At 68.7% G+C, this 24,887-nt stretch carries 28 protein-coding genes, 1 tRNA gene and 1 pseudogene; 17 read left to right on the top strand and 13 right to left on the bottom strand.

Annotated features, from left to right (window positions below):
- Positions 1-28: 28 nt before the first annotated feature.
- Positions 29-101: transfer RNA gene (locus ABZV40_RS15310), tRNA-Lys, on the top strand.
- Between the two features lie 160 nt (positions 102-261).
- Here the strand turns inward: ABZV40_RS15310 and ABZV40_RS15305 are convergent.
- The 3 genes from ABZV40_RS15305 to ABZV40_RS15295 all read right to left on the bottom strand — a co-directional run bounded on the left by ABZV40_RS15305 (position 262) and on the right by ABZV40_RS15295 (position 3,354).
- Positions 262-1,107, bottom strand: a complete 846-nt coding sequence (locus ABZV40_RS15305; RefSeq protein ID WP_355440711.1) for an aminoglycoside phosphotransferase family protein — start codon at positions 1,105-1,107, stop codon at positions 262-264.
- 53 nt (positions 1,108-1,160) lie between these two features.
- Positions 1,161-2,594 carry an MDR family MFS transporter gene (locus ABZV40_RS15300; RefSeq protein ID WP_355440708.1) on the bottom strand — a complete coding sequence of 478 codons (1,434 nt, stop codon included), beginning with the start codon at positions 2,592-2,594 and terminating at the stop codon, positions 1,161-1,163.
- Between the two features lie 274 nt (positions 2,595-2,868).
- Positions 2,869-3,354: a DUF6328 family protein gene (locus tag ABZV40_RS15295; protein ID WP_355440705.1), complete on the bottom strand. Its 486-nt coding sequence runs from the start codon at positions 3,352-3,354 to the stop codon at positions 2,869-2,871.
- Positions 3,355-3,444: 90 nt separating this feature from the next.
- Between ABZV40_RS15295 and ABZV40_RS15290 the strand changes: the two genes are divergently transcribed.
- Positions 3,445-3,996 carry a superoxide dismutase gene (locus ABZV40_RS15290; RefSeq protein WP_355440702.1) on the top strand — a complete coding sequence of 184 codons (552 nt, stop codon included), beginning with the start codon at positions 3,445-3,447 and terminating at the stop codon, positions 3,994-3,996.
- On the opposite strand, the gene ABZV40_RS15285 is transcribed toward ABZV40_RS15290, so the two are convergent.
- A complete protein-coding gene (locus ABZV40_RS15285) occupies positions 3,993-4,661 on the bottom strand; it encodes a DUF4241 domain-containing protein (RefSeq protein ID WP_355440700.1) in 669 nt (222 codons plus the stop codon). The two genes, ABZV40_RS15290 and ABZV40_RS15285, sit on opposite strands and share 4 nt — an antisense overlap.
- Before the next feature lie 120 nt (positions 4,662-4,781).
- On the opposite strand from ABZV40_RS15285, the gene ABZV40_RS15280 reads away from it, so the two are divergent.
- Complete coding sequence (locus ABZV40_RS15280; protein ID WP_355440697.1) at positions 4,782-5,306, top strand: macro domain-containing protein; 525 nt, start codon at positions 4,782-4,784, stop codon at positions 5,304-5,306.
- A 1-nt stretch (position 5,307) separates the two neighbouring features.
- A pseudogene (locus ABZV40_RS15275) lies at positions 5,308-5,640 on the top strand (tRNA-dihydrouridine synthase); the annotation flags it as partial.
- A gap of 24 nt (positions 5,641-5,664) precedes the next feature.
- On the opposite strand, the gene ABZV40_RS15270 reads toward ABZV40_RS15275, so the two are convergent.
- The gene (locus tag ABZV40_RS15270) at positions 5,665-6,042 is read right to left on the bottom strand and encodes a PIN domain-containing protein (RefSeq protein WP_355440694.1); all 378 of its coding nucleotides are present in this window, start codon (positions 6,040-6,042) and stop codon (positions 5,665-5,667) included.
- An 11-nt stretch (positions 6,043-6,053) separates the two neighbouring features.
- The gene (locus ABZV40_RS15265) at positions 6,054-6,374 is read right to left on the bottom strand and encodes a hypothetical protein (protein WP_355440691.1); all 321 of its coding nucleotides are present in this window, start codon (positions 6,372-6,374) and stop codon (positions 6,054-6,056) included.
- A 100-nt stretch (positions 6,375-6,474) separates the two neighbouring features.
- Between ABZV40_RS15265 and ABZV40_RS15260 the strand changes: the two genes are divergently transcribed.
- The 6 genes from ABZV40_RS15260 to phoU all read left to right on the top strand — a co-directional run bounded on the left by ABZV40_RS15260 (position 6,475) and on the right by phoU (position 13,730).
- A complete protein-coding gene (locus tag ABZV40_RS15260) occupies positions 6,475-7,113 on the top strand; it encodes a hypothetical protein (protein WP_355440688.1) in 639 nt (212 codons plus the stop codon).
- Between the two features lie 60 nt (positions 7,114-7,173).
- Positions 7,174-8,307 carry a tRNA dihydrouridine synthase DusB gene (dusB, locus tag ABZV40_RS15255; RefSeq protein ID WP_355441083.1) on the top strand — a complete coding sequence of 378 codons (1,134 nt, stop codon included), beginning with the start codon at positions 7,174-7,176 and terminating at the stop codon, positions 8,305-8,307.
- Positions 8,300-8,752: a hypothetical protein gene (locus ABZV40_RS15250; protein ID WP_355440685.1), complete on the top strand. Its 453-nt coding sequence runs from the start codon at positions 8,300-8,302 to the stop codon at positions 8,750-8,752. The genes dusB and ABZV40_RS15250 overlap by 8 nt, the downstream gene beginning before the upstream one ends.
- Positions 8,753-8,893: 141 nt before the next feature.
- Positions 8,894-9,742: a GGDEF domain-containing protein gene (locus ABZV40_RS15245; protein ID WP_355440682.1), complete on the top strand. Its 849-nt coding sequence runs from the start codon at positions 8,894-8,896 to the stop codon at positions 9,740-9,742.
- A gap of 301 nt (positions 9,743-10,043) precedes the next feature.
- Positions 10,044-12,992, top strand: a complete 2,949-nt coding sequence (locus tag ABZV40_RS15240) for an LCP family protein (protein WP_355440679.1) — start codon at positions 10,044-10,046, stop codon at positions 12,990-12,992.
- A 72-nt stretch (positions 12,993-13,064) separates the two neighbouring features.
- Positions 13,065-13,730 (top strand): phosphate signaling complex protein PhoU, encoded by a 666-nt coding sequence (gene phoU, locus ABZV40_RS15235; protein ID WP_355440676.1) that lies wholly within the window; start codon positions 13,065-13,067, stop codon positions 13,728-13,730.
- On the opposite strand, the gene ABZV40_RS15230 is transcribed toward phoU, so the two are convergent.
- The 7 genes from ABZV40_RS15230 to ABZV40_RS15200 form a co-directional block, all read right to left on the bottom strand.
- Positions 13,731-14,927 (bottom strand): hypothetical protein, encoded by a 1,197-nt coding sequence (locus ABZV40_RS15230; protein WP_355440673.1) that lies wholly within the window; start codon positions 14,925-14,927, stop codon positions 13,731-13,733.
- Between the two features lie 10 nt (positions 14,928-14,937).
- The gene (pstB, locus tag ABZV40_RS15225) at positions 14,938-15,714 is read right to left on the bottom strand and encodes a phosphate ABC transporter ATP-binding protein PstB (protein WP_355440670.1); all 777 of its coding nucleotides are present in this window, start codon (positions 15,712-15,714) and stop codon (positions 14,938-14,940) included.
- 10 nt (positions 15,715-15,724) lie between these two features.
- On the bottom strand, positions 15,725-16,639 hold the full coding sequence (pstA, locus tag ABZV40_RS15220; RefSeq protein WP_355440666.1) for a phosphate ABC transporter permease PstA: 915 nt from the start codon (positions 16,637-16,639) through the stop codon (positions 15,725-15,727).
- On the bottom strand, positions 16,636-17,700 hold the full coding sequence (pstC, locus tag ABZV40_RS15215) for a phosphate ABC transporter permease subunit PstC (RefSeq protein ID WP_355440663.1): 1,065 nt from the start codon (positions 17,698-17,700) through the stop codon (positions 16,636-16,638). The genes pstA and pstC overlap by 4 nt, the downstream gene beginning before the upstream one ends.
- A 33-nt stretch (positions 17,701-17,733) precedes the next feature.
- Positions 17,734-18,843 carry a phosphate ABC transporter substrate-binding protein PstS gene (pstS, locus tag ABZV40_RS15210; protein ID WP_355440660.1) on the bottom strand — a complete coding sequence of 370 codons (1,110 nt, stop codon included), beginning with the start codon at positions 18,841-18,843 and terminating at the stop codon, positions 17,734-17,736.
- Between the two features lie 198 nt (positions 18,844-19,041).
- Complete coding sequence (gene mshD, locus ABZV40_RS15205) at positions 19,042-19,890, bottom strand: mycothiol synthase (RefSeq protein WP_355441080.1); 849 nt, start codon at positions 19,888-19,890, stop codon at positions 19,042-19,044.
- Between the two features lie 37 nt (positions 19,891-19,927).
- The gene (locus ABZV40_RS15200; RefSeq protein WP_355440657.1) at positions 19,928-20,692 is read right to left on the bottom strand and encodes a response regulator transcription factor; all 765 of its coding nucleotides are present in this window, start codon (positions 20,690-20,692) and stop codon (positions 19,928-19,930) included.
- A 175-nt stretch (positions 20,693-20,867) separates the two neighbouring features.
- Between ABZV40_RS15200 and ABZV40_RS15195 the strand changes: the two genes are divergently transcribed.
- From ABZV40_RS15195 to ABZV40_RS15165, 7 genes are all read left to right on the top strand, one after another.
- A complete protein-coding gene (locus ABZV40_RS15195; protein WP_355440654.1) occupies positions 20,868-21,590 on the top strand; it encodes an alpha/beta fold hydrolase in 723 nt (240 codons plus the stop codon).
- On the top strand, positions 21,587-22,402 hold the full coding sequence (locus tag ABZV40_RS15190) for a DUF2993 domain-containing protein (protein WP_355440652.1): 816 nt from the start codon (positions 21,587-21,589) through the stop codon (positions 22,400-22,402). The genes ABZV40_RS15195 and ABZV40_RS15190 overlap by 4 nt, the downstream gene beginning before the upstream one ends.
- A complete protein-coding gene (locus ABZV40_RS15185; RefSeq protein ID WP_355440649.1) occupies positions 22,399-22,806 on the top strand; it encodes a thioredoxin family protein in 408 nt (135 codons plus the stop codon). Before ABZV40_RS15190 ends, ABZV40_RS15185 begins: the two co-directional genes overlap by 4 nt.
- 79 nt (positions 22,807-22,885) lie before the next feature.
- The gene (locus ABZV40_RS15180) at positions 22,886-22,963 is read left to right on the top strand and encodes a putative leader peptide (protein WP_352235731.1); all 78 of its coding nucleotides are present in this window, start codon (positions 22,886-22,888) and stop codon (positions 22,961-22,963) included.
- A gap of 73 nt (positions 22,964-23,036) precedes the next feature.
- Complete coding sequence (locus tag ABZV40_RS15175; protein ID WP_355440646.1) at positions 23,037-23,480, top strand: DUF4395 domain-containing protein; 444 nt, start codon at positions 23,037-23,039, stop codon at positions 23,478-23,480.
- A 29-nt stretch (positions 23,481-23,509) separates the two neighbouring features.
- Positions 23,510-24,355, top strand: a complete 846-nt coding sequence (locus ABZV40_RS15170) for a sulfurtransferase (protein ID WP_355440643.1) — start codon at positions 23,510-23,512, stop codon at positions 24,353-24,355.
- Positions 24,356-24,360: 5 nt separating this feature from the next.
- Complete coding sequence (locus ABZV40_RS15165) at positions 24,361-24,660, top strand: DUF1416 domain-containing protein (RefSeq protein ID WP_355440641.1); 300 nt, start codon at positions 24,361-24,363, stop codon at positions 24,658-24,660.
- Positions 24,661-24,887 lie beyond the last annotated feature (227 nt).

Here is a 24,887-nt window from a genome sequence, read left to right as displayed (position 1 = left end):
GACCACGATCGGTAGGCTGTCGCGTCGAGGGCTGCTAGCTCAATTGGCAGAGCAGGAGACTTTTAATCTTCGGGTTCAGGGTTCGAGTCCCTGGCGGCCCACGAGGCGGGCTCTGGCGCTCGTCGACCTCCGGTCGACTTCGCCGGAGCCCGTCATTTCTTCTGGGGGACGCCCCCCAGACCCCCGGCCGTTCGGGGCGCTGCGCGCCCCGAACGGGTTCTGATGCCGACTTGTACGGCCCATAACCCCACGACCTGGGGTTTACGCTTCTCCAGCTCCGTCGGCGGCTTCCTCCAGCCACGGGACGATCGCGGCGACGAAGCCGTCGGGGCTGGTCATGGGGCGGCCGTTCATCGTGGCGACCAGGTGTCCGATGCCGAACAGGGCGTCCCAGGTGCGGGCGCGGTGGTAGGTGGTGGCGGGGACGGCTCGGCGGACGTTGTCCCAGCCGTGCCAGGACATCTGGGCGGCGTCGATTGCGGGGTCGGCGGGCATGGCCAGGTCCCAGTCGAGGATGCCCAGCAGTTTGCCGTCGGTGGTCCAGTGCACGTTGGAGCCGCTCAGGTCGCCGTGCACGAGGGTGTCGGGGACCGGGTCGAGGGCCAGAGCGGTGTCCAGGCGGCGTTGGCCTTCGGACTGCCAGCGGGCGGGTAGGCGGGGGAGGATTTCCTCGGCGATGATCGTCGACCACGACGGGCCCTGGGCTCGGTCGTCCACGGCGGCCAGCAGTGGCGGGTCCAGGGGTACGGAGCTCACGGCCGTCAGGACTTCGGCTATCTGCTGCGGGTCGCCTTCACCTTTGGGCAGGGGGATGCCGTCGATCCACGACACGGCTACGGCGGCGCGGTCGTCGAACGTGGTCACTGGAGTGAGTGGCGTTGGCACCTGGAACGGGAGGTCTGCCGACGCGAGCTGGCGCAGCACCTCGATGCGGCGGGGCATCGAGGCGGCGGCCAGGGGGCGTTTGCTGACTCGGACGGCTGCTGCGCCTGGGATCAGCAGCACGTCGTGGATGTTGCCCTCGGTTGCGGTGAAGGCGTGGTCCAGGCGGGTGCCGGGGAGCAGGGCGGCGGCTATGGCCAGCAGGTCGGGAGCGGCCTTGATCATGTCCGGAACGTACGCGAGGCCTGCCGTCCGGGCGGGCGGCAGGCCTGTGCGAATCAGTGCGCGGTTTCGGTGGTGCGGCTCGGCAGGACGGCTGCGACCGCGATCGTGATCAGGGCCAGTGCGGTGGCGACCAGGAAGGCCAGCTTCATGCCGCTCAGCTGAGCCGTGGCGGTGGTGGCGCCGTCGGCTACCAGGTGGCCGGTGCGGGCGGACATCACGGTCACGACCAGGGCGGTGCCGAGGGCTGCTGCCACCTGCTGCAGGGTGCCGAGGATCGAGCTGCCGTGCGGGTACATGTTCGGCGGGAGTGCGCCCATGCCGAGGGTGAAGATCGGGGTGAACATCGCCGCCAGGCTCAGCATCAGCACCGTGTGCAGGCCCAGGATCTGCCAGAACGGCATCGTCGCGGAGACCTGGGTGAAGCCGGCGAGGGCGGCCACCAGGCCGATCGAGCCGGGCAGGACCAGCGGGCGGCTGCCGAGGCGGTCGTACAGCTTGCCGACGGTCGGGCCCAGCAGGCCCATGGCGAGGCCGCCCGGCATGACGAGCAGGCCCGTTTCCAACGGGCTCAGGCCGCGCAGGTTCTGCAGGTAGAGGGGCAGCAGGATCATCGAACCCATCATCGCCAGGAACGCGATGCACATGAGGGTCAACGACAGCGCGAACGTGCGGTGGGTGAGGGTGCGCAGGTCCATGAGGGGTGCGCCGGTGCGCTGGAGCTTGAGCTGGCGGAGCACGAAGATCGCGATGGTGGCGGCGCCGGCGAGGACGATGCCGATGCTCGGGCCCAGTTGGACGTTGCCTTCACCGAAGAGGCTCAGGCCGTAGACGAGGCCGCCGAAGCCGAGGGTGGCCAGGGCCGCGCTCAGCCAGTCGATGGAACCGGTCTGCGGCTCGCCGATGTTGGTCATCTGGCGGAGGCCGAAGTAGGCCACCGCGCCCGCGATGGGCAGCACGGTCACGAACAGCAGGCGCCAGGAGCCCAGTTGCAGGATCAGGCCGGAGACGGCCGGGCCGAGCGCGGGGGCCACGGAGATGGCCAGCGTCACGTTGCCCATCACGCGGCCCCGGTCCTGCTCGGGCACGACGGTCATCAGCGTGGTCATCAGCAGCGGCATCATCACGGCGGTGCCCGCAGCCTGCACGATGCGGCCCAGCAGCAGGATCGCGAACGACGGCGCGGCCGCCGACAGGGCTGTTCCGGTGAGGAAGACGCCCATGGCGATCGCGTAGCCCTGGCGGGTGGTGACGCGCTGCAGGAACCAGCCCGTGATCGGGATAACGGCGGCCATGGTGAGCATGAACGCGGTGGACACCCACTGCGCCGCCTGCTCGGTGACGTGCATCGACTCCATGAGGCGCGGGATCGCGTTGATCATGAGGGTCTCGTTGAGGATCACCACGAACGTGGCCAGCACCAGCAGGCGCACCACCAGCGGTGTTCGGCCCGCTTCCGCGGTGGGTCGGTCTTGGATCGCAGCAGGCATGTCAGGACCTCACTCGGTTGCTGGCACAGTCGTGTCGCGGCCAAGGCCGCCGGCGTCCACGTCTTCGTGACACCGGTAGAGACCGGCAGTTCGGGAAGAACTCATCGGAACACCCGAGTCTTCCTCATCACCGCCTCTGCCTCACCCCAATTTCGCCTCGTCCGTCTGACAAGGTGTCGAACGGGGAGGGCGGCAATCGACACAACGGCGGAAAAATCTCATCGGCGACGGACAGTGACCATGACGTCGCGTTCTGGATCGGGACGGCCGGGCTTCATGCGACGTTGGGGCGCTTGCGTTCGCGAGCACGTCGGGATGACGCGAACGGCACGGCGAACCAGAGGCCCGAGAAGATGACGAACGCCGCCACGCCGACGATCACCGACGGCCACTTGCCGAGGATGACCTCTGCCAGCAGCAGGACGGTGCCGGTCATGGCCAGGGCCAGGAAGGCGAGGCCGATGAGGGCGAACGTGTTGCCCGCGGCGACCACGTCCTCGCGGCGCCCCTGGCGGAACAGCACGCGGTGCCAGGCGGCCGGGGCCGTCAGGAACGCCACGGCGATCGCGGCGCAGAGGACCGTGGCCAGGTGCGTCACCCGGACGTAGGTGCCGGTGGAGGCGTATTTGTCGGTGAAAGCGATGGAGAGCAGGAAACCGAACAGGATCTGCACGCCTGCCTGCGCCACGCGCAGCTCCTGGAGCAGCTCGTTCACGTTGCGGGCGAGTCGGCGTTGCTCGGACTCCTCGGCTTCGCTCACGTCAGCAACCTACCCAAACCGGGCCGGCCGAAACGCCGATGCGGTCTCAAAAATGGCGGAGAACGGCTGATACCGCTATGCAAGAGACCCATGAGGACGTTTGCAGCCGCGCTCGCCACAACGCTCTTGTTCGCGGGTACCGGAACCGCGCAGGCCGCACCCGCGAAGGTGGCCTTCGCGTCGGGCAAGTTCGAGAGTTTCAGCGCCACGGCCACGGCCGTCACGTACGACGCCAAGGTGCCGAACGGTGCCAAGGTGATGGTGCTGGGCGTACCGACGGCGAGTGGCGGCACAACGGTGTTGTTGAAGCTCAAGGGATTGCTGCCGAACCGGGCGTACGGGGCGCACGTGCACGTGAAGAAGTGCGGGGCGACGCCGGCGGAGGCGGGACCGCACTACCAGAACGTGGCGGATCCGGTGCAGCCGTCGGTCGACCCGGCGTACGCCAACCCCCGCAACGAGATCTGGCTCGACGTGCACACCGACGACCGCGGGTTCGCCTTCACGACGTCCACTGTGGACTGGCAGTTCACCGAGCGGCACGCGCAGTCCGTCGTGCTGCACAACGAACACACGCACACCAAGCCGGGTGAGGCAGGCACCGCCGGACCGCGGCTGGCGTGTGTGAACGTGCCGTTCTAGCGGTTGATGACAAAGAAGTCAGTGACGAACGCGACCGGGTCGCCCGCGGTGTTGCGGCCGACCCAGGTCGGGTAGACGCCGTCGCCCCAGCCGGTCGAGAACGCCACGACGTTCAGCCCCGACTGCGGATCGGTGACGTTGGCCGGGCCGCGGCCGCCACCCACCTTGCCGAGCGCGTCGATGAGGTCGCAGTTGCCGACCTCGTCGTCGCTCGCCAGCCGGTCGACGGCGGGAGCGGCGGTCAGATCGAAGAACGCGCCGGTGCTCGACTTCACGTCGTAGCCGAACTCCTCGTGCATCGGCACGAGCTCGCCCGGCCGCACGGCGGGCGTCCACGAGTACGCGGGCTCGTCGCGCACGGTCAGCTTGGCGGCGGCCACGCGGTAGCCCTGGCGGAGGTCCGGGAAGCCGTCCCCGTCGACCCACGAGACCAGCGAGACCGTCACCGGGTACGTGCCCGGCTCGACGGTGGTGGTGAACGCCTCGGCGTCCTCCGGCCACACCACGAACGGGTCCGCCGCGACGAGCCTTCCGGTCGGCAGAGCCAGTTCACCCACCTGTAGCACGGCCACGACCTGCTGTTCGCCACCGCCGGTCGGCTTGCCGACGGGCCCGTCGACGAAGAACCGCTCGAACCCGGACCTGATCAGTTGAACCGCCCCCACGCCTAGGCACCTCCAGTGGCATGTTGGCAGAAGCCTCCGACACCCGATCGGGGCACCGGGTCTGTTCGCGCTGCGTGAAGTCGGCTCGACCAGAACCGCGCAGGTGCGAGGCTTTCGGGCATGGGGACGATCGAAGTGGTGCTCGGTGACATCACCGCCGAACGGGTGGACGTGATCGTCACGGCCGCGAACGAGTCGCTGCTCGGTGGCGGCGGGGTGGACGGGGCGATCCACCGCGCGGCCGGGCCCGCGCTCGCCGAGGCCGGGGCGGAGCTGGCGCCGTGCGAGCCGGGCAGGGCGGTCGCGACGCCCGCGTTCGGGCTAGCGCCGGTGAAGCACGTGATCCACACGGTGGGGCCGGTCTGGGAGGGCGGGGATCGGGGCGAGGACGAGGTGCTCACCAGCTGTTACCTGAGCTCGTTGCGGCTGGCGGCCGAGCTCGGCGCCGAAAGCATCGCGTTTCCCGCCATCGCGACCGGGGTCTACGGCTTTCCCGCGCAACGGGCGGCGCGGATCGCGGCCCGCGCGGTCCGGTCGCTGCCGATCATCGACCGGATCCGGCTGGTGGCGTTCGACGAGGAGACCTTCGAGGCGCTCACCACAGCAGTCGCTCTGGGCGACGATCGCGGCTGGTCAGTGCCGTAACCTGGAGGGCGTGTCCGTTCCAGCCACCCTCAAGATCGGCCCGTTCGCCGTCGATCCGCCCGTTGTGCTCGCGCCCATGGCCGGCATCACCAACGTGGCGTTCCGGCAACTGTGCCGCCGGTACGGGGCCGGGCTCTACGTGTGCGAGATGATCACGGCGCGGGCGCTGGTCGAGCGGGACGCCATGACCATGCACATGATCACGTTCGACGAGGACGAGCACCCGCGGTCGATGCAGCTGTACGGCGTCGACCCCCGCAACGTCGGCGAGGCCACGAAGATGATCGTGGACGAGAACCTCGCCGACCACATGGACATGAACTTCGGCTGCCCGAAGTCAACACACTGACAATCCAGGTCAGACGACGATGAGCGGCACTCGTATTCCAGCCGCATCCGCAAGCTTGGTCAGATCGCCAGGATCCGAGGTCAGCACGGCACAACCATGACTGATCGCCGCGATGACCACCGCAGCGTCGACCACATCGGACGTGCCTGACAAGGCAAGCAGACGCCCGACCGCCTCGGCCACGTCCTCCGTGAACGGAACCGATCGGCACATCCGGCGGAGCACGGCCACCGGAGCCTGTCGTGCGCTCGCTCTCCACACCTGTGCCAGTACCACGGTTGGCAACAGCGCCGGAGTACCCGAGTCGAGCACCTCGCGGCACGCACCGTAGACACGCCCCCTGGGATTGGTCTCGACGTGGATCAAAGCACCCGCGTCCAGGACCAAACCACGCATGGTCAACCCACTCGCCTCTCGTTCGGCAGGCCTAGAAGCCGAGCCAAAGCGGCAGAACGCTCCGCAGCGTCTTCCACTGCCTCGGGGAGACCTACCCCGGCTTCGGCGAGTTGTGCTCGGATCTGCGCCAGTTCCCCTGGATCCGGCTCGCCGAACCTGGCCGCGTAGTCCTGCGCCGCGGCCTGGGCTTCGGCGAGGTCGGCTGCCACTTCAGCCGCCTCTGCCAGCCACGTCGACAGCGGCACTCCAGCACGCTCGGCAGCACGCCGAGCTCGCGCGGCGACGATGTCCGGCAAGGACACACTCAACTTCTCTACCGCCATGAATCCGATACTAACGACTTCGGTGCTACCACGGTAGCACCATGAGAAGATAGTGGCGCTATAGTCAGATAGTCAAGTCGCCTAGTCGTGAGGGTTATCCATGCTGCACATCACCCTTGCCGCGAAGACACCGGCCGATGACCCGACCGACCCCTTGCAGAGAACCTTCTACGGCTGGGGAGAGGGCGATCCGGTCGAGCAGAACTGGGCGAACAACCGCGGCTGCTGGGTACTGGGAGCTCGCGCCAACCGTGAGAACTACGTGATCTTCTCGTACTACAAGGTGCACAAAGTCGTCATGGCGGCAGAGATCGACCAGATCATCGATGCTCCAGGAAGACCAGGGCGCAAGATCATCGAAGGTCGGCTCCTTTCTGCCGGACACCCCGTACACGACAGGTATGTCGGCGAGTCGACGCCACCAAGCGCTCGGGCGCGCAACCCCGTCACCTACTTCGACTCAACCGTTGGCGGCCGACTCTGTGGCTGCGGATGCGGCACAGAGATCTTCGTCGGCGACTTCGTTCGTGGTCATGAACAAACCGCACTCCATCAGCGTGTGGCGAAGATCGGCACCATCCCGGACTTCCTGCGATGGTTCGACGCAGTGCATGCAGGTCTCACGCCAACGGCAGCCTCGAGCGAAGGTGCGAGCTTGACCTTCGAAGGCAGTGTGAACCTGACCGTTGCCGATGACGGTTCGGCGACCATCACAGTCAAACCAACGCCGCGCACCTGACTGCGACGAACGCGATCGCGGTCACTCTCGGTGAAGATCGCGGCTGGTCAGTGCCGTAACCTGGAGGGCGTGTCCGTTCCAGCCACCCTCAAGATCGGCCCGTTCGCCGTCGACCCGCCCGTTGTGCTCGCGCCCATGGCCGGCATCACCAACGTGGCGTTCCGGCAGCTGTGCCGCCGGTACGGGGCCGGGCTCTACGTGTGCGAGATGATCACGGCGCGGGCGCTGGTCGAGCGGGACGCCATGACCATGCACATGATCACGTTCGACGAGGACGAGCACCCGCGGTCGATGCAGCTGTACGGCGTCGACCCCCGCAACGTCGGCGAGGCCACGAAGATGATCGTGGACGAGAACCTCGCCGACCACATGGACATGAACTTCGGCTGCCCGGTGCCCAAGGTGACGCGCAAGGGCGGCGGGGCGGCGTTGCCGTACAAGCGGGAGCTGTTCCGGCAGATCGTGCGGGCCGCCGTCCGCAACGCCGGCGACATGCCGGTCACCGTGAAGTTCCGCATCGGCATCGACGATGAGCACCTCACGTATCTCGACGCGGGACGTATCGCGCAAGACGAGGGCGCACAGGCCGTTGCGCTGCACGCGCGCACGGCGTCACAGCGTTACTCCGGCAAGGCCGACTGGTCCGCCATCGCGCGGCTCAAGGAAGCCGTGACGGGCATTCCGGTGCTGGGCAACGGCGACATCTTCAGCGCGCAGGACGCGCTCGACATGGTCGCTCGGACCGGGTGCGACGGCGTGGTCGTCGGGCGCGGCTGCCTCGGCAGGCCGTGGTTGTTCCGCGACCTGCAGGCGGCGTTCCGCGGCGAGCCGATCCCCGAGGGACCGAACCTCGGCGAGGTCGCGGAGGTCCTGCGCACGCACGCCCAGCTGCTCGCCGCCCACTACGGCGAGGACAAGGGCCTGCGCGACCTGCGCAAGCACATGGCCTGGTACTGGCACGGCTTCCCGGTCGGCGGCGACACGCGCCGGGCGTTCGCGATGGTGTCGAGCCTGCAGCAGCTGGACGACCTGATCGGGCAGCTCGACCCGACCGTGCCCTTCCCCGAGCACGCGGAGGGGCCGCGCGGGCGGCAGGGGTCCGCGGCCAAGGTGGTGCTGCCGGAGGGGTGGCTGGACGACCCCGAGGACGCCACGGTTCCGGCCGGCGCGGACGTGATGCACTCCGGTGGCTGAACGCGCTGCGGTCCTGTTCGCCTCGCTCGCGCTTCTCACGGGCTGTGCCGCTCCGGTCACGGGTTCGGCGCGCGCGGTCCAGCTGAGCGACGGCGACCGCGGCAAGTTCCGGGAGTTCTACGAGCGCCTCAACAAGGCGGGCGACGAGGGCGCGCCCCAACAGCAGAAGCTGTTGAAGGAAACGCAACATCCGGACTTCCGGCAGAAGACGTGCGATCTTCGCGGTGCCACGATCAAGGTGGAACCCACCTGGTCCACGCTTCGGACCGACGCCGACTGGGCACCCCCCGGTGAGAAGGCCCACCCGCGTGGGGACGTGTACGTCGTGGCGGTCACCGTCACGCTGCGCCAAGAGGAAGCGGTGATCGGCAGCCAGATCGGATCGCTGCACGTCGTGCTGCTCGACGACCAGGTGTACGGGTTCGCGCCCTGTCTCGGTGGCTGAGCGGGTTGTCGATCATCCAAGCTCACTTGATCGGAGCAGCTCACGGTCAACCGGACGGGGGAAATCCCGCCCCCACGCGTCCTTCTAGCTCAAGCGCCGCCTCTTGTGAGACGACACCTGGCAAGTAAGGAGGTGACCGCGATGACCGCGCTGCGACCCGAGATCGCAGAAACCCCGCCCGACGACGCCATCGTCGACCGGCAGGGTCCCGGACTGGTGGGGCTGCACGAGTCCATCGCGGCGTTGCTCGCCTCCCGCGGTCAGTGGCGTCAGGCGTACCAGCACCTGCGTTCCGCTCTCGACCTCGTCCACGCCGGCCAGGACGAGGAGCCGCACGTTCCCGAACAGCTGCGCCGCGAGGTCGACCGGCTGCGCAGGGAGCACGCCGAGGCGCGCGAGCAGAGCCTGCGCGACAGCCTCACCGACTCCTACAACCGCCGCTACCTCGACCAGCGGCTGATCGACCTGCTGGCCGAGCACGGCGCGTGCCGGCACGGGCTCGCCATCGCGTTGATCGACCTCGACTGGTTCAAGCAGGTCAACGACACCTTCGGGCACCTGCTCGGCGACCGCGTGCTGCAGCGCGTGGTCGAGCTGCTGCAGCAGGACCTCCCGGAGGACGCCTTCTGCGCCCGCTACGGCGGCGAGGAGTTCGTGCTCGTGCTGCCCCGCGCGGACGCGGCCACGGCCGTGGAGATCGCCGAGGCGGCCAGGGAACGTGTCGAGCGTCACCCCTGGCAGGAGATCGCACCGGGGCTGCGCGTCACGGTCAGCGCGGGCCTCGCCTACGAACCGCCGGCGCACGAGGCCCCCGACCGACCGGCGGTGAGCGCCGAGCAGCAGCTGCTCCGCGCCGACAGCCTGCTGTACACGGCCAAGCAGTCGGGACGCAACGCGGTGGCGTACCGTGCGGATGGACGGGTCCGCCTCGCCGGTGCGGCGGCGGGTCGGCGTGCCATCACCGAACCGCGTGTACTCGGCTACTACTGAGTGAGCTGGCTCACCCGTTCAGGGCAGACGGACTGCGCGTAATCGCGTACAGATCGCAGTCGTATCACCCGGAGTGGTCGTCAGAAGTCGGCTACATCCGTAGTATCGCGGGCGCAACTGACACGCCGGTGATGCAACCCTTGTGTCCCGGTCGTCGTCAACTCGTAATGACGAACCGCTTTTGCTTCTGACCCAGAAGGGAGATTGGGTGCCCGACGACCCCCGACGTGGTGGCCCCTCTTCCCGTGGTGATCAGGATCCCCAGCAGCAGGACCAGCCGACCGGCCGTAGACGTCGCTCGATGGAAGGCTCTGGGGGCCTGAGCGTCTCGGACCTCATCGAGCAGCACAGCAGGACGAACATCCCCCGACCCGTCCCGCCAGGCTCGCCCGACGCTCCCACGACAGGCAGGCGTGCCCTGCCCGACGCGCCCACCACCGGCAGGCGTGCCCTGCCGGACCCGCCCGCGCCCCAGTCACAGCAACCGCGGCAGCAGCCGCCCGTCGCCCACCGGCCTGGTGAGCAGACGGGTGCGCGCCCGCGGCCGCCGGTGGCAGGCCAAGCTCCTCCGCAGAACTTCACCGGTGAGCAGACCGGCAGGCGCCGTCTCCCCGACGCGCCCGCCGAGAACACCGGAACCAGGCCCAGGCCCGCTCCGAACGGCGCCTACCCGCCACCCGGCGAGCAGACCGGCACGCGCCCGCGGCCGGACGCGACCGGGATGCAGCGCCGGCCGGTTCCTCCTGTCGAGCCCGGTCCCCGACGCCCCGCACCTGGTGACATGGGACCGAACCCGCGACGGCTCGCGCCCGGAGACGCGCCGTCGTCCAACGGCATCCAGCGGCCCCCGGCACCCGGGGACGTGACCGCGAACGGCATGCCGCGTCCGCAGGCGCCTGTCGACCCGCGGCGGATGCCTCCCGGTGACGTGCCGTCGTCGAACGGCGTCCCGCGACGTCCCGGCGTGCCCGAGGCGAACGGCATGCCCAGCGGCACCCTCCGCCGCCCGGCACCCGACGTGAACGGGGCGCCGCCGCGCAGGCTCGCGCCCGGCGACGCGCCGTCGTCCAACGGCATCCCGCGTCCTCCCGCACCTGGTGACGTGACCGCCAACGGGATGCCGCGCCCGCCGGCCCCCGGCCCGAAGGCGCCGGAGGGTCCGGAGGCCGGTGCACCCCGCCGCCTGCTGCCGGGCGACGCGCCGTCGTCGAACGGCATTCCGCGTCCTCCCGCACCCATGCCGCCGAACGGGGACCTGACCGGCAGGCAGCCGATGCCGTCCCGCGCGGAGTCCAGCGGACCCCGGCCGATGCCCCCGAGGGCGGAGTCGAGCGGACCCCGGCCCGCCATCGCGAACCGGCTCGGCGCCGCGCCCGGTGGCCCCGGTGCGCCCGTTCCGCCCGCGCCTCCCGCACCGGAGGAGCCCAAGGCGGACGACCCCGGACCCGAGGCGACCCAGATCGCCTCCGCGGCCGGTGTGGCCAAGGTCGAGACCCGCGAGGAGATGGACCCGACCTGCCTCACCACCGAGATGGAGGCCATCGGCGAGGACGTCAAGAAGCGCCGCGAGGTCGACCACACGCTCGCGCGGTTCTCGGCGGTCCACGACGAGCTCCTCGAGCAGGAGCGCCTGCGCAAGGAGCGGCGCGCCAAGCTCATGCCGTGGGTGAAGGACGAGGACGACCTGGAGGAGGCGACCCAGTTCGCCGATCCGGTCGCGCTCGGCGAGGGCGACGAGGACGGCGAGCTGAAGATCGCCGGCCGCACGCCGCAGCAGCGCAGGTTGATGCGCGGTGCCAAGGTCGGGGCGATCGCCGCCGCGGCCGTGGTGTTCGCGTCGACCGGCATCGGCTGGGCCGCCATGCAGTGGGCCGACTCCAAGATCCAGAAGATCGACGCGCTCGGCGGCAACTCGCAGGCCGTGCAGCAGGCCGAGAAGCAGCTCGGTGACGAGAACTTCCTGCTCGTCGGCTCGGACACCCGGGCCGGCGCGAAGCCGCAGGACAACGTCGGCACCCAGGCCGAGGAGGGTGGCGCGCGGTCGGACGTGATCATGCTCGCGCACATCCCCGCGGACCGGAAGCGCATGGTCATCGTGTCGCTGCCGCGTGACGTGCGGGTCGACCGGCCCGCGTGCCGCAAGTGGAACCCGGACAACGGCCAGTACAGCGGACCTCTCGCCCCCGAGAAGGAGGTCATGGCCAACTCCGTCTACAACGACGGCGGGCCGGAGTGCGTGGCCAACATGATGACCCAGCTGTCCGGGCTCAAGATCAACCACTTCATCAGCATCGACTTCGTCGGCTTCCGCGAGATGTCGACGGCGATCGGTGGCGTGGAGCTCTGCATCCCGAAGGCGATCAAGGACGCCGAGCTCGGCGTCGTCATCGACAAGCCCGGCAAGTACACGCTGAAGGGCGACCAGGCGCTGCAGTACGTGCGCGCCCGCAAGGTCGCCGGCGACATCGGCGGGGACTACGACCGCATCAAGCGGCAGCAGCAGTTCCTGTCGGCGATGCTGCGCCAGTTGCTGTCGAACGAGGTGCTGCTGAGCCCCACCAAGCTCAACAACTTCATCAACGCACTGACCAAGTCCACCGTCGGCGACAACATCGACGTGGCGTCGCTGCTGGAGCTCGCGAACTCGTTGCAGAGCCTCGACGCGGGCCGCGTGTCGTTCGTGACGATGCCGCACTGGACCGATGAAGGCCCGACGAAGTCGAACGACGACAACATCGAGCGGCTGAAGAACGACGAGGTCAAGGCGCTGTTCCAGACGATCATCGACGGAACGCCGCTGCCGCAGGAGAAGCCCGTCGACCCGAAGCCCGGCGAGCAGAACACCACGGCGGCCCAGCCCGGCACGGTGATCGACCCCAAGGAAGTCACCATCCAGGTGCTCAACGGCGCCCCGTCGAACGGCGGCGCGGCCGACCGGACGGCGAACACGTTGCAGCAGAAGGGGTTCCAGGTCGCGAGGCGCGGCAACGCGGACCACTCGGCGAAGACGACCATCAAGTACGCGAAGGGCAACGAGAACAAGGCCGCGACGCTCAAGGCGGCGGTGCCCAGCGCGGAACTGGTGGAGACTCCCGAGATGGGCGGCGCGGTGGTGCTCACGATCGGCGACGACTTCGACGAAAAGATCGTGGCACCGCAGCAGGGCAGCCAGCAGCAGGCCGGCAACCAGGGACAAAAGGGCAGCGATCTGTCCATTGTGAACGCGGCACAGGACCCCTGCGCGAAGTGATTCGCCTGGGGTTCACCTGCGGTTCATCCTGGCATGTCGCTGCCGCGATGGTCGGGACGTAGGCTGAGCGCCATGCGCGAGGCCTACCACGACCAGCTAGAACAGCTCGCCGACCGACTGGCCGACATGACCGGGATGGTCGCCGAGGCGATGCAGAACGCGACCGCCGCCCTGCTGCAGGCCGACCTCGGCCTCGCGGAACAGGTCATCAGCGGCGACCAGAAGGTCGACGACGTCCGCTCCAGCATCGAGGAGCAGGCATACGCGCTGCTCGCGCTGCAGGCACCGGTCGCCACCGACCTGCGCACCGTGCTCGCGGTGATCCACGCCGCCGAGAGCGTCGAGCGAATGGGCGATCTGGCCCTGCACGTGGCGAAGGCCGCACGGCGTCGGCACCCGGCGTCGGCGCTGCCGGACGACGTGAAGCCGTACTTCACCGAGATGGGCCGGATCGCGGTCAAGCTCGCCACCGAAGCGGCCGAGATCATCCGCAACAAGGACGTCGAACGCGCTCGCAGCCTCGAAGAAGAGGACGACGCGATGGACGACATCCACCGCCACCTGTTCTCGGTGATCATGGACAAGGAGTGGTCGCACGGCGTGGCTTCCGCCGTCGACGTGACCCTGCTCGGCCGATTCTTCGAGCGCTACGGCGACCACGCGGTGTCGGTCGCCAAGCGCACGGTCTTCGTCGTCACCGGCCGGATGCCCGGCTACGGTGGCGACGAGAACCTGTAGTCACTCGCGAAACTGCCCATCGCGTTCCGCCGCGAGCTCCGGATCGGCGTAGGCCTCGGAGAACTCGGCGAGCACGGTGGGCAGTTCTTCGTCCCACTCCTCGAGGGCTTCCGCCCGCGGCAGATCCCGTGCCTCGACGGTGAAGTGCGCCCACGCCCGTGCGATCTCCGGCAGCAGCGCCAAGTCCTCGTCCGAGATGTGCAGGCGTGCGGCCAGGTTCATGATCAGCACAGCGGTGAGCGAGGCCGGCCCGTACGCGACGGGATCGCGGTTCTGTTCCACCGCGGCGGAAGCGACGACGCGGGCGAACGCACGCGCGGCCTCGACGTCCGCGATCCCGTGCTGCGAGGCCAGAAACGCCTCGACCACCTCGTCCGTCCTCTTCGGACTGATGGCCGGGATCTCGTAGTCGTCGGGCACGAGCAGGCTCACCCGCGCCTCGGCGAGTGCCATCAGCTGAACGGGGTGCAGGGCCTCCTCGTCGCCGAGCAGCCCTTCCTCCGCCTCCTCGTCCGGCCCGTCGGTCCAGAACTGGTCGACGTCCGGCCACAGGCGGTCGAACACCTGCTCCGCGGTGAGCGGCGTGATCACGTTGCGGAACGCCTGAGGCGTCGAGGAGATCATGTCCTCCAGCAGCGCCGACGTGCCCTCGTCGGGAGTGGAGAACAGCTCGATCGAGGTGGCGCCCAGCACCGGCTGCCGCATGAACATCATCGTCTCGGCCACCCCCGCGCGGTCCTGGGTGAACGCGATGACTTCCACGTCTCCCAACAGGTTCGTGACGAGGAATGCATCCCGGAACACCGGCACCGCACCCGCCGTGTACCAGTCCGGCTCGGCGACACCGCGTGCCGCCAGCTCGTTCGCCACTCCCGTGACCAGCGCCCTGAGGTCGCCGTTGCCCACGCCGGCCAACGCCCGCAACGCGGTGAGAGCCTCCGGCCGCTCGATTCCGCCCAGGGCTTCGATCATCCGGCCGTACTCGGACGCGAAGGCGTCCGACCAGTCCTCGAACCGCCAGGCGCCGAGCCACAGCGTGCCGAACAGCTCACTCGCCCAGGACTCGGCCAGCAACCACGACTCGGAACGCAACGCGGCCGCCGACTCCAGCAGCGGTGCGTAGGGTGACTGCTGCTGCGGCCGGCGGCCGGGCGCCTTGCCTTGCTTCTTCTTGCGGCTCTTGCTCTGCGGGCTCACCCGCCAGAACTTAGCCGAACCGGCCGGAGATGTAGTCCTCGGTCGCCTTCTGGCCGGGGTTGGAGAAGATCTTCTCCGTGTCGTCCACCTCGATCAGCTGTCCCGGCTGACCGACACCCAGCAGGTTGAAGAACGCGGTCTGGTCGGACACGCGCGCGGCCTGCTGCATGTTGTGAGTCACGATGACGATCGTGTACTCCTTCTTCAGCTCCGTGATCAGGTCCTCGATCGCCAGCGTGGAGATCGGGTCCAGGGCGGAGCACGGCTCGTCCATCAGCAGGACGTCGGGCTGGACAGCGATGGCGCGGGCGATGCACAGACGCTGCTGCTGACCACCGGAGAGGCCGCCGCCGGGACGGTCGAGGCGGTCCTTGACCTCGTTCCAGAGGTTGGCGCCGCGCAGCGAGCGCTCGGCGACCTCGTCGAGCTCCTTCTTGTTCTTCACGCCCGCGAGCTTCAGGCCCGCCACCACGTTGTCGCGGATGGACATCGTGGGGAACGGGTTCGGCCGCTGGAACACCATGCCGATGGTGCGGCGCACCTCGACCGGGTCCACAGTGGACGCGTAGATGTCCTCGCCGTCGAGCAGCACCTTGCCCTCGACGCGGGCGCCGATCGCGACCTCGTGCATGCGGTTGAGCGACCGCAGCACGGTCGACTTGCCGCAACCGGATGGGCCGATGAACGCGGTCACGTTCTTCGGCGGCACCGCGAGCGAGACGTTCTCCACGGCGTGGAACTTGCCGTAGTAGAGGTTCAGGTCCTTGATGTCGAGTCGCTTGGCCATGTCCGCCCGCTCACTTCGTCTTCGGCGCCAGCACCCGCGAGATCACGGTCGCCAGCAGGTTGAACAGGGTGATGATCAGCACGAGCGTGATCGCCGCGCCCCAGACGCGCTCGAAACCGGCCTGCGTCGGGTTGTTGCGCTCGTTCACCATCAGCAACGGCAGCGACGCCATCGGGCCGCTGAACAGGTTGTAGTTGATGAACGGCGCGTAGGCCGCGAGAACCAGCACCGGCGCCGTCTCACCCATCACGCGGGCGAGCGCCAGCATGATGCCGGTCAGGATGCCGGAGAGGGCGGTCGGGATGACGATCTTGACGATCGTCTTCCACTTCGGGATGCCCAGCGCGTAGGAGGCCTCGCGCAGCTCGTCCGGGACGATCTTGAGCATTTCCTCGGTCGTGCGCACCACGACCGGGACCATCAGCAGCACCAACGCGATCGACACCGCGAACGCGCTGCGGCCGAGGCCGAGGTACGTGATCCACACCGTGTAGACGAACAGCGCCGCGACGATCGAGGGGACACCGGTGAGGATGTCGACCATGAACGTCGTGGCCCTGGCGAGCTTCGAACGGCCGCCGTACTCGACGAGGTAGATGGCGATCATGAGGCCGATCGGCACGGACATGATGCCGCACACGAGGCCCTGCACCAGGGTGCCGTAGATCGCGTGGTACGCACCGCCGCCCTGCTGGCGGGCCAGCAGACCGGACAGCGACTTCTGCCACCAGTCACCGTCGAGGATGACCGGGAAACCGCGCTGCACCACCGTGAAGAGCACCCACACCAGCGGCACGACGGCGATCAGGAACGCGCCCCAGACCAGGCCGGTGGCGATGCCGTTCTTGATCCGCCGGGAGGCGCTGATCGACTGGAACGTCGGCGGCGTCGCGAGGCGAGTGGGATCCGCGAGGTTCGTGCTCACTCGTACTCCTTGTGGCCGGCGACGATCGAACGCGCGATGGCGTTCACGACGAAGGTGAGCACGAACAGCACCAGACCGGCCGCGATGTAGGCACCGGCCGAGCGCGTGTCGTTGAACTCCGGCGCGGCCAGCGCGATCTTCGAGGCGAACGTCGAGCCGCCGTCGAACAGCGACCAGCCGAACGCCGACGACGTGGTGCTCAGGATGATCGCGACGGCGATGGTCTCACCGAGCGCGCGGCCGAGACCGAGCATGGAGGCGCTGACGTAACCGGCCTTGCCGAACGGCAGGACGGTCGTGCGCACGACCTCCCACTTGGTCGCGCCGAGCGCGATGGCGCCCTCGATGTGCATCCTGGGCGTGCGGTCGAAGACCTCGCGGCTGACGGCCGTGATGATCGGCAGGATCATCACCGCGACGACGATGCCCGCGGTGAAGATGGTGCCGCCGAGCTGCACGTTCACGTTGCCCTTGGCGAACAGCGGGAACCAGCCGAGGTTGGTGATCAGCCAGTTCGAGAACGGGTAGAGCACCGGGCCGAGCACGAACAGGCCCCACAGGCCGAAGACGATCGAGGGCACCGCGGCGAGCAGGTCGACCATGTAGGCGAACGGCCGGGCGAGGTTGCGCGGCGCGTACTGCGTGAGGAACAGCGCGATGCCCATGGCGATCGGCATCGCGATCAGCAGCGCCACGAGCGACACGACGACGGTGACCAGCAGCAGGTCGAGGATGCCGAACCGCAGGTTCGCCGGGTCGGTGGTGTTCCACTCGCGACTGGTCAGGAAGTTGATCTGGTCCAGCCCGAGGGACGGGATGGCCTGCAGGATCAGGAACAGGCCGATCGCCCCGATGAGGACGACGATGAAGACACCGGACCTCGTCGCCAGGCCGCGGAAGATGCGGTCACCGGGCCGAACGTGCGGTGCCTTGGTGGTTACTGGAGCTTCCGGTGTCGGGGGAATCGGAGCCTCCGTGGCGGTGGGAGCAGCCGCGACGCCCCGCTCGGCTCCGGGGGTACCGGAGCCGGCGGGGCGCTTGGCCACGACGGGATCGTTCATCACGTCAGTGTCAGTCTCAGCCGGACGTCAACCTCAGGCGATCGCACCGATGGCGGTCAGGAGCTTGTCCTGGAACGCCTTGGGCAGCGGCACGTAGCCGGCGGCCGGGAGCTGCGCCTGGCCAGTGGTGGCGGCGGTGGTCAGGAACGCCTTGACGGCCGTGGCGGTGTCGGCGTCGTAGCCCTTCGAGCAGACGATCTCGTAGGTCGCGAGCAGCAGCGGGTACGCACCGGCGGCCTTGGTGCCGTAGATCGAGTTGAGGTCGAGGACCAGGTCGTTGCCCTCACCCTTGACCTTGGCGCCGTCGATCGCCTTGCCGGCGGACTCGGCGTTCAGCTCGACCGCACCGGAACCGGTGTCGATCTTGGCGACCGACAGCTTGTTGTCCTGCGCGAACGACCACTCGACGTAGGTGACCGCACCGTCGATCGAGCCGACGGCCTGCGCGACACCGGCGGACTTCTCCTTGCCCTCGCCGACACCGCCCTTGAACTGCTTGCCGTCACCCTTGGTCCAGCCACCGGCGGTGGTCAGGTACTTCTGGAAGTTGTCGGTGGTGCCCGACTCGTCCGAGCGGTAGATGACCGCGATGTCCTTGTCCGGCAGGTTCGCGGAGCCGTTCAGCGCCTTGATGGCCGGGTCGTTCCACTTCTTGACCGCACCGGAGAAGATCGCGGCGGTGGTCTTGCCGTCCAGCACGAGGTTGTCGACACCGGAGAGCTTGTAGCCGATCGCGACCGGGCCGAAGACCAGCGGCAGGTTCCACGCCGGGTTGCCCTGGCAGCGCTTGGTGGCCGCCTCGACCTCGGCGCCCGCCTTCAGCGCGGAGTCCGAACCACCGAAGTCGACCTGGCCCGCGTTGAAGTTCTTGACACCCGCGCCGGAGCCCGAGGGGTTGTACGCCAGGTCGGCGCCGGAGCACTGCGCCTTGTACGCCTGCACGAACGCGTCGATGGCGTTCTTCTGCGCGGAGGAACCCTCGGCGTTCAGCTTGGTCTTGCCACCGCACTTGATCGGCACGGACGGAGCGTTCGAGGTGGTCTGGCCACCCGCCGCCGTGTTGTTGTCGCTGCCACACGCACCGAGCAGAAGCGCGCTGGCCGCGACGAGGCCGAGCACGGCGCCGTGCCGCTGGATCTTCACCTTGGTCCTCCACCTTGCGGAAGCATTCGCGGTTTCGCGACGGACGTCGCCGCTCGCTTCGGAAGGTAGGTAGCCATGGTGGACAGCCCACCTAGTCAGGGTGAACGGCAGGTGAACACCGAACGGGAAGTGACGGGCCACACGGCCGAAAGAGTGAGGGCGTGACCAGGGCGTATGCGTTTTGTGACGGTCCGTTGACTACCTGGCGTATTGGACGTCGGCATCCCACAGGGTGAAGCCCAGCTTGGTGTAGACCCGCACCGCCGCCGCGTTGTCCGACTCGACGTACAGCATGACCTCCTTGACCTGCTGTTCCCGCAGGTGCTGGAGGCCGGCCAGCGTCAGCGCCCTGCCGAGACCGCCGCCCTGGCGGTCGGGGTCGACGCCCACCACGTACACCTCGCCCAGCTCGGGCGTGTGCACCTTCGTCCAGTGGAAGCCCACCAGCCGGCCGTCGGCGTCGAACGCGAGCAGGAAGCCGGCCGGGTCGAACCAGTCCTCGTCCTCCTTGGCGCGAACGTCCTCGATGGACATCGAGCCCTGCTCGGGGTGCCAGTCGAACGCGCGGTGGTTCACGTAGACGACCGCGGCCTCGTCCTTGCCGGGCACGAACGGCCGGATGGTGATGCCCTCGGGCAGCTTGGGCTCCGGCAGGTCGTTCTCGACCCGCAGCCGCATCCGCAGCAGCTCGCGCACCTTGCGGTAGCCGAGCTTCGCCGCGAGCTTCTCGGCGTCCGGGTGACCGCCGTGCGCCCACACCCGCAGGGAGTCCTGCGGCAACGCCTTCACCAACGCCTCGCCCACACCCTGATGGCGGTACTTCGGGTGCACGGCGAACTCGGCGACCTTGTGGCCGCCCGAGTCACCGATCATGTCGACGTGCGCGTACCCGGCCAGTTCGCCGTTCAGATGCGCGAGGAGGTGCTTGCTGCCGGTCGCGCCGGGGCGCATCCGCAGTCGCACGGCCTCGCCGACCGGTGCCACGCCGTCGGTGCTCTCGGCAGCCTCCAGCAGCTGCCGCACCTCGGCGGCCTGGTCGGTCGTCAGCTCGTCGAACCAGCTCAGTTGCGCCACACAGGCGAACCTACCGCGCGATCAAACGCTCATCCAGAACGTGGACCGAGTCACCGATCTCGTCGACCTCGGCCATCTCGGCCGGCCGACGGGTCGAGCCGGGACGCGGAGGGCGGACGAACTTGTAGCCCACATTGCGCACCGTGCCGATCAACGCCTCGTGCTCGGGGCCGAGCTTGGCGCGCAACCGTCGCACGTGGACGTCCACAGTGCGCGTGCCGCCGAAGAAGTCGTAGCCCCAGACCTCCTGCAGCAGCTGCGCGCGGGTGAACACCCGGCCCGCGTGCTGCGCGAGGTACTTGAGCAGCTCGAACTCCTTGTAGGTGAGGTCGAGCGGGCGGCCCTTGAGGCGCGCGGTGTAGGTGGCCTCGTCGATCACGAGGTCGCCGAGCTGCAGGGCGCCGTCGCCACCGGGCTGGGAGGTGCCGCGGCGCGAGCGGACCAGGCGCAGGCGGGCGTCGACCTCGGCGGGGCCGGAGGTCGGCAGCAGGATCTCGTCGACCGACCAGTCGGAGTTGACCGCGACCAGACCGCCCTCGGTGACCACGGCCACCACGGGCACGTCCACACCGGACGAGTCGAGCAGGCGGCACAGCGAGCGGGCGCCGACCAGATCGGTGCGGGCGTCGATCAGCACGATGTCGTGCGGCCCGGCTTCGAGCAGCGCGGAGACCTCGGGACGCAGCGGGCGCACGGCGTGCGGGAGCAGTGCCAGCGCCGGCAGCACGGCCTCCGGGTCGGGGTCTGTCGTCAGCAGAAGCACGTCGATGCTCATCGCGGCGCCCTCCAAAATCGGCCGTGGTCGGCCACCTCGACCAGACCAGCGGCGTACGGTGACCGGGCCCCGTTGCCTGCGGATGACGGAGACAATACCGGTGCAACCCGAGAAAGTCCCAGGTAGAGAAGCCGTGCTCACACTTGTTTCCACAAGCGTCACGCCTGTTACATCCATGTCACACGACGGAGTGCGGTTGCACGGCGTCCACCACAAGGGTGACAACGGGCTCGCTTTCGTTGTGGGACACGGGTTCACGAACAACGTGAGCAAGCCGTACGTGGCACGGGTTCTTGCTCGTTTGGCCACGCACGCAGGCGTTGTCGCGTTCGACTTCCGCGGTCACGGACGGTCCGAGGGGCGCTCCACGGTCGGCGCGGACGAGGTCCACGACATCGAGGCGGCCGTGCGGACGGCCCGCGAGCTGGGGTACCGCAAGATCGCCACGGTCGGGTTCTCGATGGGCGCCTCGGTCGTGCTCCGGCACGCCGCGCTGGGCGGGACCAAGCCAGATGCCGTCGTCTCGGTGAGCGCTCCTGCCAGGTGGTGGTCACGGGAGACCGCGCCGATGCGGCGGGTGCACTGGCTGCTGGAACAACCGCACGGCAAGCTCGCGGCGCGGGCGATGGGGGTTCGGCTGGGTGACAGCTGGGTACAACCGCCCGAGAGTCCGCTGGAGGTGGTGCACCGCATCGCGCCCACCCCGCTGCTGATCGTGCACGGTGAGCTGGATCACTATTTCGGTGTGGAACACGCGAGGTCACTGCACCGCGCGTCCTCAGGACATGCCGAGCTGTGGATCGAGCCCGGCATGCGGCACGCGGAATCAGCCGCGACTCCAGACCTGGTAGACCGGATGGCGGCATGGATCGCCGGCGAAGTCGAGGACGAGGAATGACTGCGCACACCCCTGCACGACCGCGGAAGAAGTCCCGACGCGGGAAGTTCCTCATCATCACGGTGATCGTGCTGGGCCTGCTGCTCGTCGCCGCCGACTTCGCGCTCGCCGCGGCCGGCGAGTACCAGATCGCCCAGCGCATGCGGGAGAAGCTGCAGCTCAACGAGGACCCGTCGGTGCGCATCAACGGCTTCCCGTTCGTGCTGCAGGCGATCCGCGGCGACTACAAGAGCGTGGAGATCCGCGCGTCCGGCGTGCCGATCAAGAACGAGCAGCAGGGCGTCGACCTGCGCGACCTCGACGTCGAGGCCAACCTGCACCACACCCGCGTCGAGCTGTCCGACCTGCTCGCCGGCAACGTCTCCAAGGCGACCATCGACGAGGTCGAGGGCAGCGTGAAGATCAAGGCGCTGGACCTGAACCGGCTCGCGAACCAGGTCACGCCGTTCGACAAGCTCTCGATCGAGCCCGACAACCGCGTCGCCACGCCCACTCCCGCCGACCCGAAGGCGCCCAAGACCACCGCGGCGATCAAGCTCTCCGGCCAGACCAACGTCGCCGGCAAGAACGTCACGCTGAGCGCCTACGGCCAGATCGCGCTGGTCAGCGGCGCCATCCAGATCAACATCGACGACGTCGAGCTCGACGACGCCTCGCTCAAGCAGATCGTCCCGCAGCTGCGCCAGGCGCTCGCGATCAAGATCGACCCCGGCAAGCTGCCGTTCGGGGCGACCCCGACCGCCGTCGAGGTGGAGAGCGGTGCGTTCAAGCTGACCGGCCAGATCACGGATGTACCGTTGGTCCAACGATGACCGGTGTGTGGGCGCTGCTGGGCGCGCTGGCCGTGGCCGGCGCGGTCGGAGTGCTGCTCAAGATCCGGGAGGGCCGCATCTCCCGCCGCGACGCTGCCACCGACCTGCCCGCTCCCGTGCGCGACCTGCTCGCGCCGGGAGTGACGCTGGTCCAGCTCTCCACCACGTTCTGCGCGCCGTGCCGCCACGCGAAGGTGATCCTGCGCGACCTCGCCGACCGCACCGACGGCCTCACGCACGCCGAGCTGGACGTGACCGACCTGCCGGACGTCGCGGCGCAGTTGGGCGTGATGCGCACGCCCACGACGCTGGCCCTCACGGCCGACGGTGTCGAGGTGTTGCGAGTCGGTGGCGTGCCGAAACGCGACTCGTTGCTCGCCGCCCTGCGCCCGCATTTGCCCTGATCCGGTCGAGTGAACGTGCGTTGTTCCACCCAGTGGACATACCTCCCGGACCGAGGGATTGAGGGCTACCCTCGCTGGCATGACCATGCTGCTCACGAAGCGACGCGCGGTTGACCTGTGCCGCGTGCGCAGCAGCCTGTGTCGCACGACGAGCTGACTGGGCCGCTTGACGCCCACCAGCTACCTCTGACGGACTGAATGTCTCCTCGTCCGAATGTCCGGAGGTCGTCGTGCTCAAAGATGTCCCGGTAGACCCGCGCGGACCGCGCTTCTCCGCCTGGATGACCACCGTCATCCTGGCCGTCGTACTGCTCACCGGCTGGTGGCGCCTGCTCGCCGCCCAGACGGTGCTCTTCGCGATGTGCGCGTTCATCTCGCTGAAGCTCAACCCGTGGGGTCACGTCTACCGCTTCGCGATCCAGCCACGCCTCACCCCGACCACCGAACGCGAGGAAGCGGCCCCGCTGCGCTTCGCCCAAGGAGTCGGCTTCGTGTTCGCGCTGATCGGCACCCTCGGCTACGCCACGGGTCTGACCGCGCTGGGAGTCGTGGCCACCGCCCTCGCACTGGTGGCAGCGCTGCTCAACGCCGCGCTGGGCCTGTGCCTCGGGTGCGAGATGTACCTGCTGCTGCGCCGGTTCGCACCCGCCCTCGCTCGTCCGCAATCGCAATAAGCCCAGTACTACAACAGGAGCAACGTCCCATGAGCCGTGAGAACGTGCTGGTCTCGGCCGCCTGGTCCGAGGAGAACCTCCAGACGCCCGGCGTGGTGTTCGTGGAGGTCGACGAGGACACCACCGCGTACGAAGGCGGGCACATCCCCGGCGCCGTGCGCATCGACTGGAAGACCGAACTCCAGGACCCGATCCGCCGCGACTTCGTCGACCGCGAGGGCTTCGAGAAGCTGCTCTCGGCCAAGGGCATCTCCAACGACGACACCGTGATCCTCTACGGCGGCAACAACAACTGGTTCGCCGCCTACGCCTACTGGTACTTCAAGCTCTACGGGCACCAGGACGTGAAGCTGCTCGACGGCGGCCGCAAGAAGTGGGAGCTCGACGGCCGCCCCCTCGACAAGGAGGAGGTCACCCGTCCCGCGACGTCCTACAAGGCGCAGGAGCAGGACCTCTCCATCCGCGCCTTCCGCGACGAGGTCGTCGACGCCATCGGCAACAAGAACCTCGTCGACGTCCGCTCGCCCGACGAGTTCTCCGGCAAGCTGCTCGCCCCGGCCCACCTCCCGCAGGAGCAGGCCCAGCGCGCGGGCCACATCCCGTCGGCCGTGAACGTCCCGTGGTCGAAGGCGGCCAACGAGGACGGCACCTTCAAGTCCGACGAGGAACTGCGCGAGATCTACGCCGAAGCGGGCTTCGACGGCTCCCGCAAGACCATCGCGTACTGCCGCATCGGCGAGCGTTCCTCGCACACCTGGTTCGCCCTGCGCGAGCTGCTCGGCCACGAAGACGTCAAGAACTACGACGGTTCTTGGACGGAGTACGGCTCGCTCGTCGGCGTGCCGATCGAACTCGGTTCCGGCAAGGAGGCCTGATTCCCATGTCTGACTCATGCGGCGCGCCCGTGCAGGGCGGCTCCATCGACGTTGCGACCACCGAAACCGTGCTGCAGGGCAAGGTCGTGGCCGACGGTTCCCCCGTCGGCGGCGCCTACGTCCGCCTGCTCGACTCGTCCGGCGAGTTCACCGCCGAGGTCGTCTCCTCTCCCGAGGGCGACTTCCGCTTCTTCGCCGCGCCGGGGAGCTGGACCGTTCGCGCCCTGCACCGCAGTGGCAACGGGCAGGCCGACGTTTCGGCTGACGGGCCCGGCATCCACGCGGTGGAGATCGCGGTCGCCTGACAGTTCTGGTTGGTATGACGAAGGCCCCGGCGGTTGTGCACCGCCGGGGCCTTGTTTTGGTCACCTCGCGTTGGTGGTTGCGTTCAGGGCCGATGACGGGACGGGTCATTTCATCGCCGCTTCGCGACGCTCGCGATTGGGGCTTGACTTCGGGGCCCTTGCGAGGCGCTGGTCGGCCTTCAAAAGCCGGGCTGAAAAGAGCCCGGCCGATCCGAGCACGGTAGCAC

This window comes from Lentzea sp. NPDC004782, assembly GCF_040609115.1.
Classification (GTDB): domain Bacteria; phylum Actinomycetota; class Actinomycetes; order Mycobacteriales; family Pseudonocardiaceae; genus Lentzea.
The sequence above is the reverse complement of the archived record's forward strand: the minus strand, read 5'-3'. Positions and strand labels throughout refer to the sequence as shown.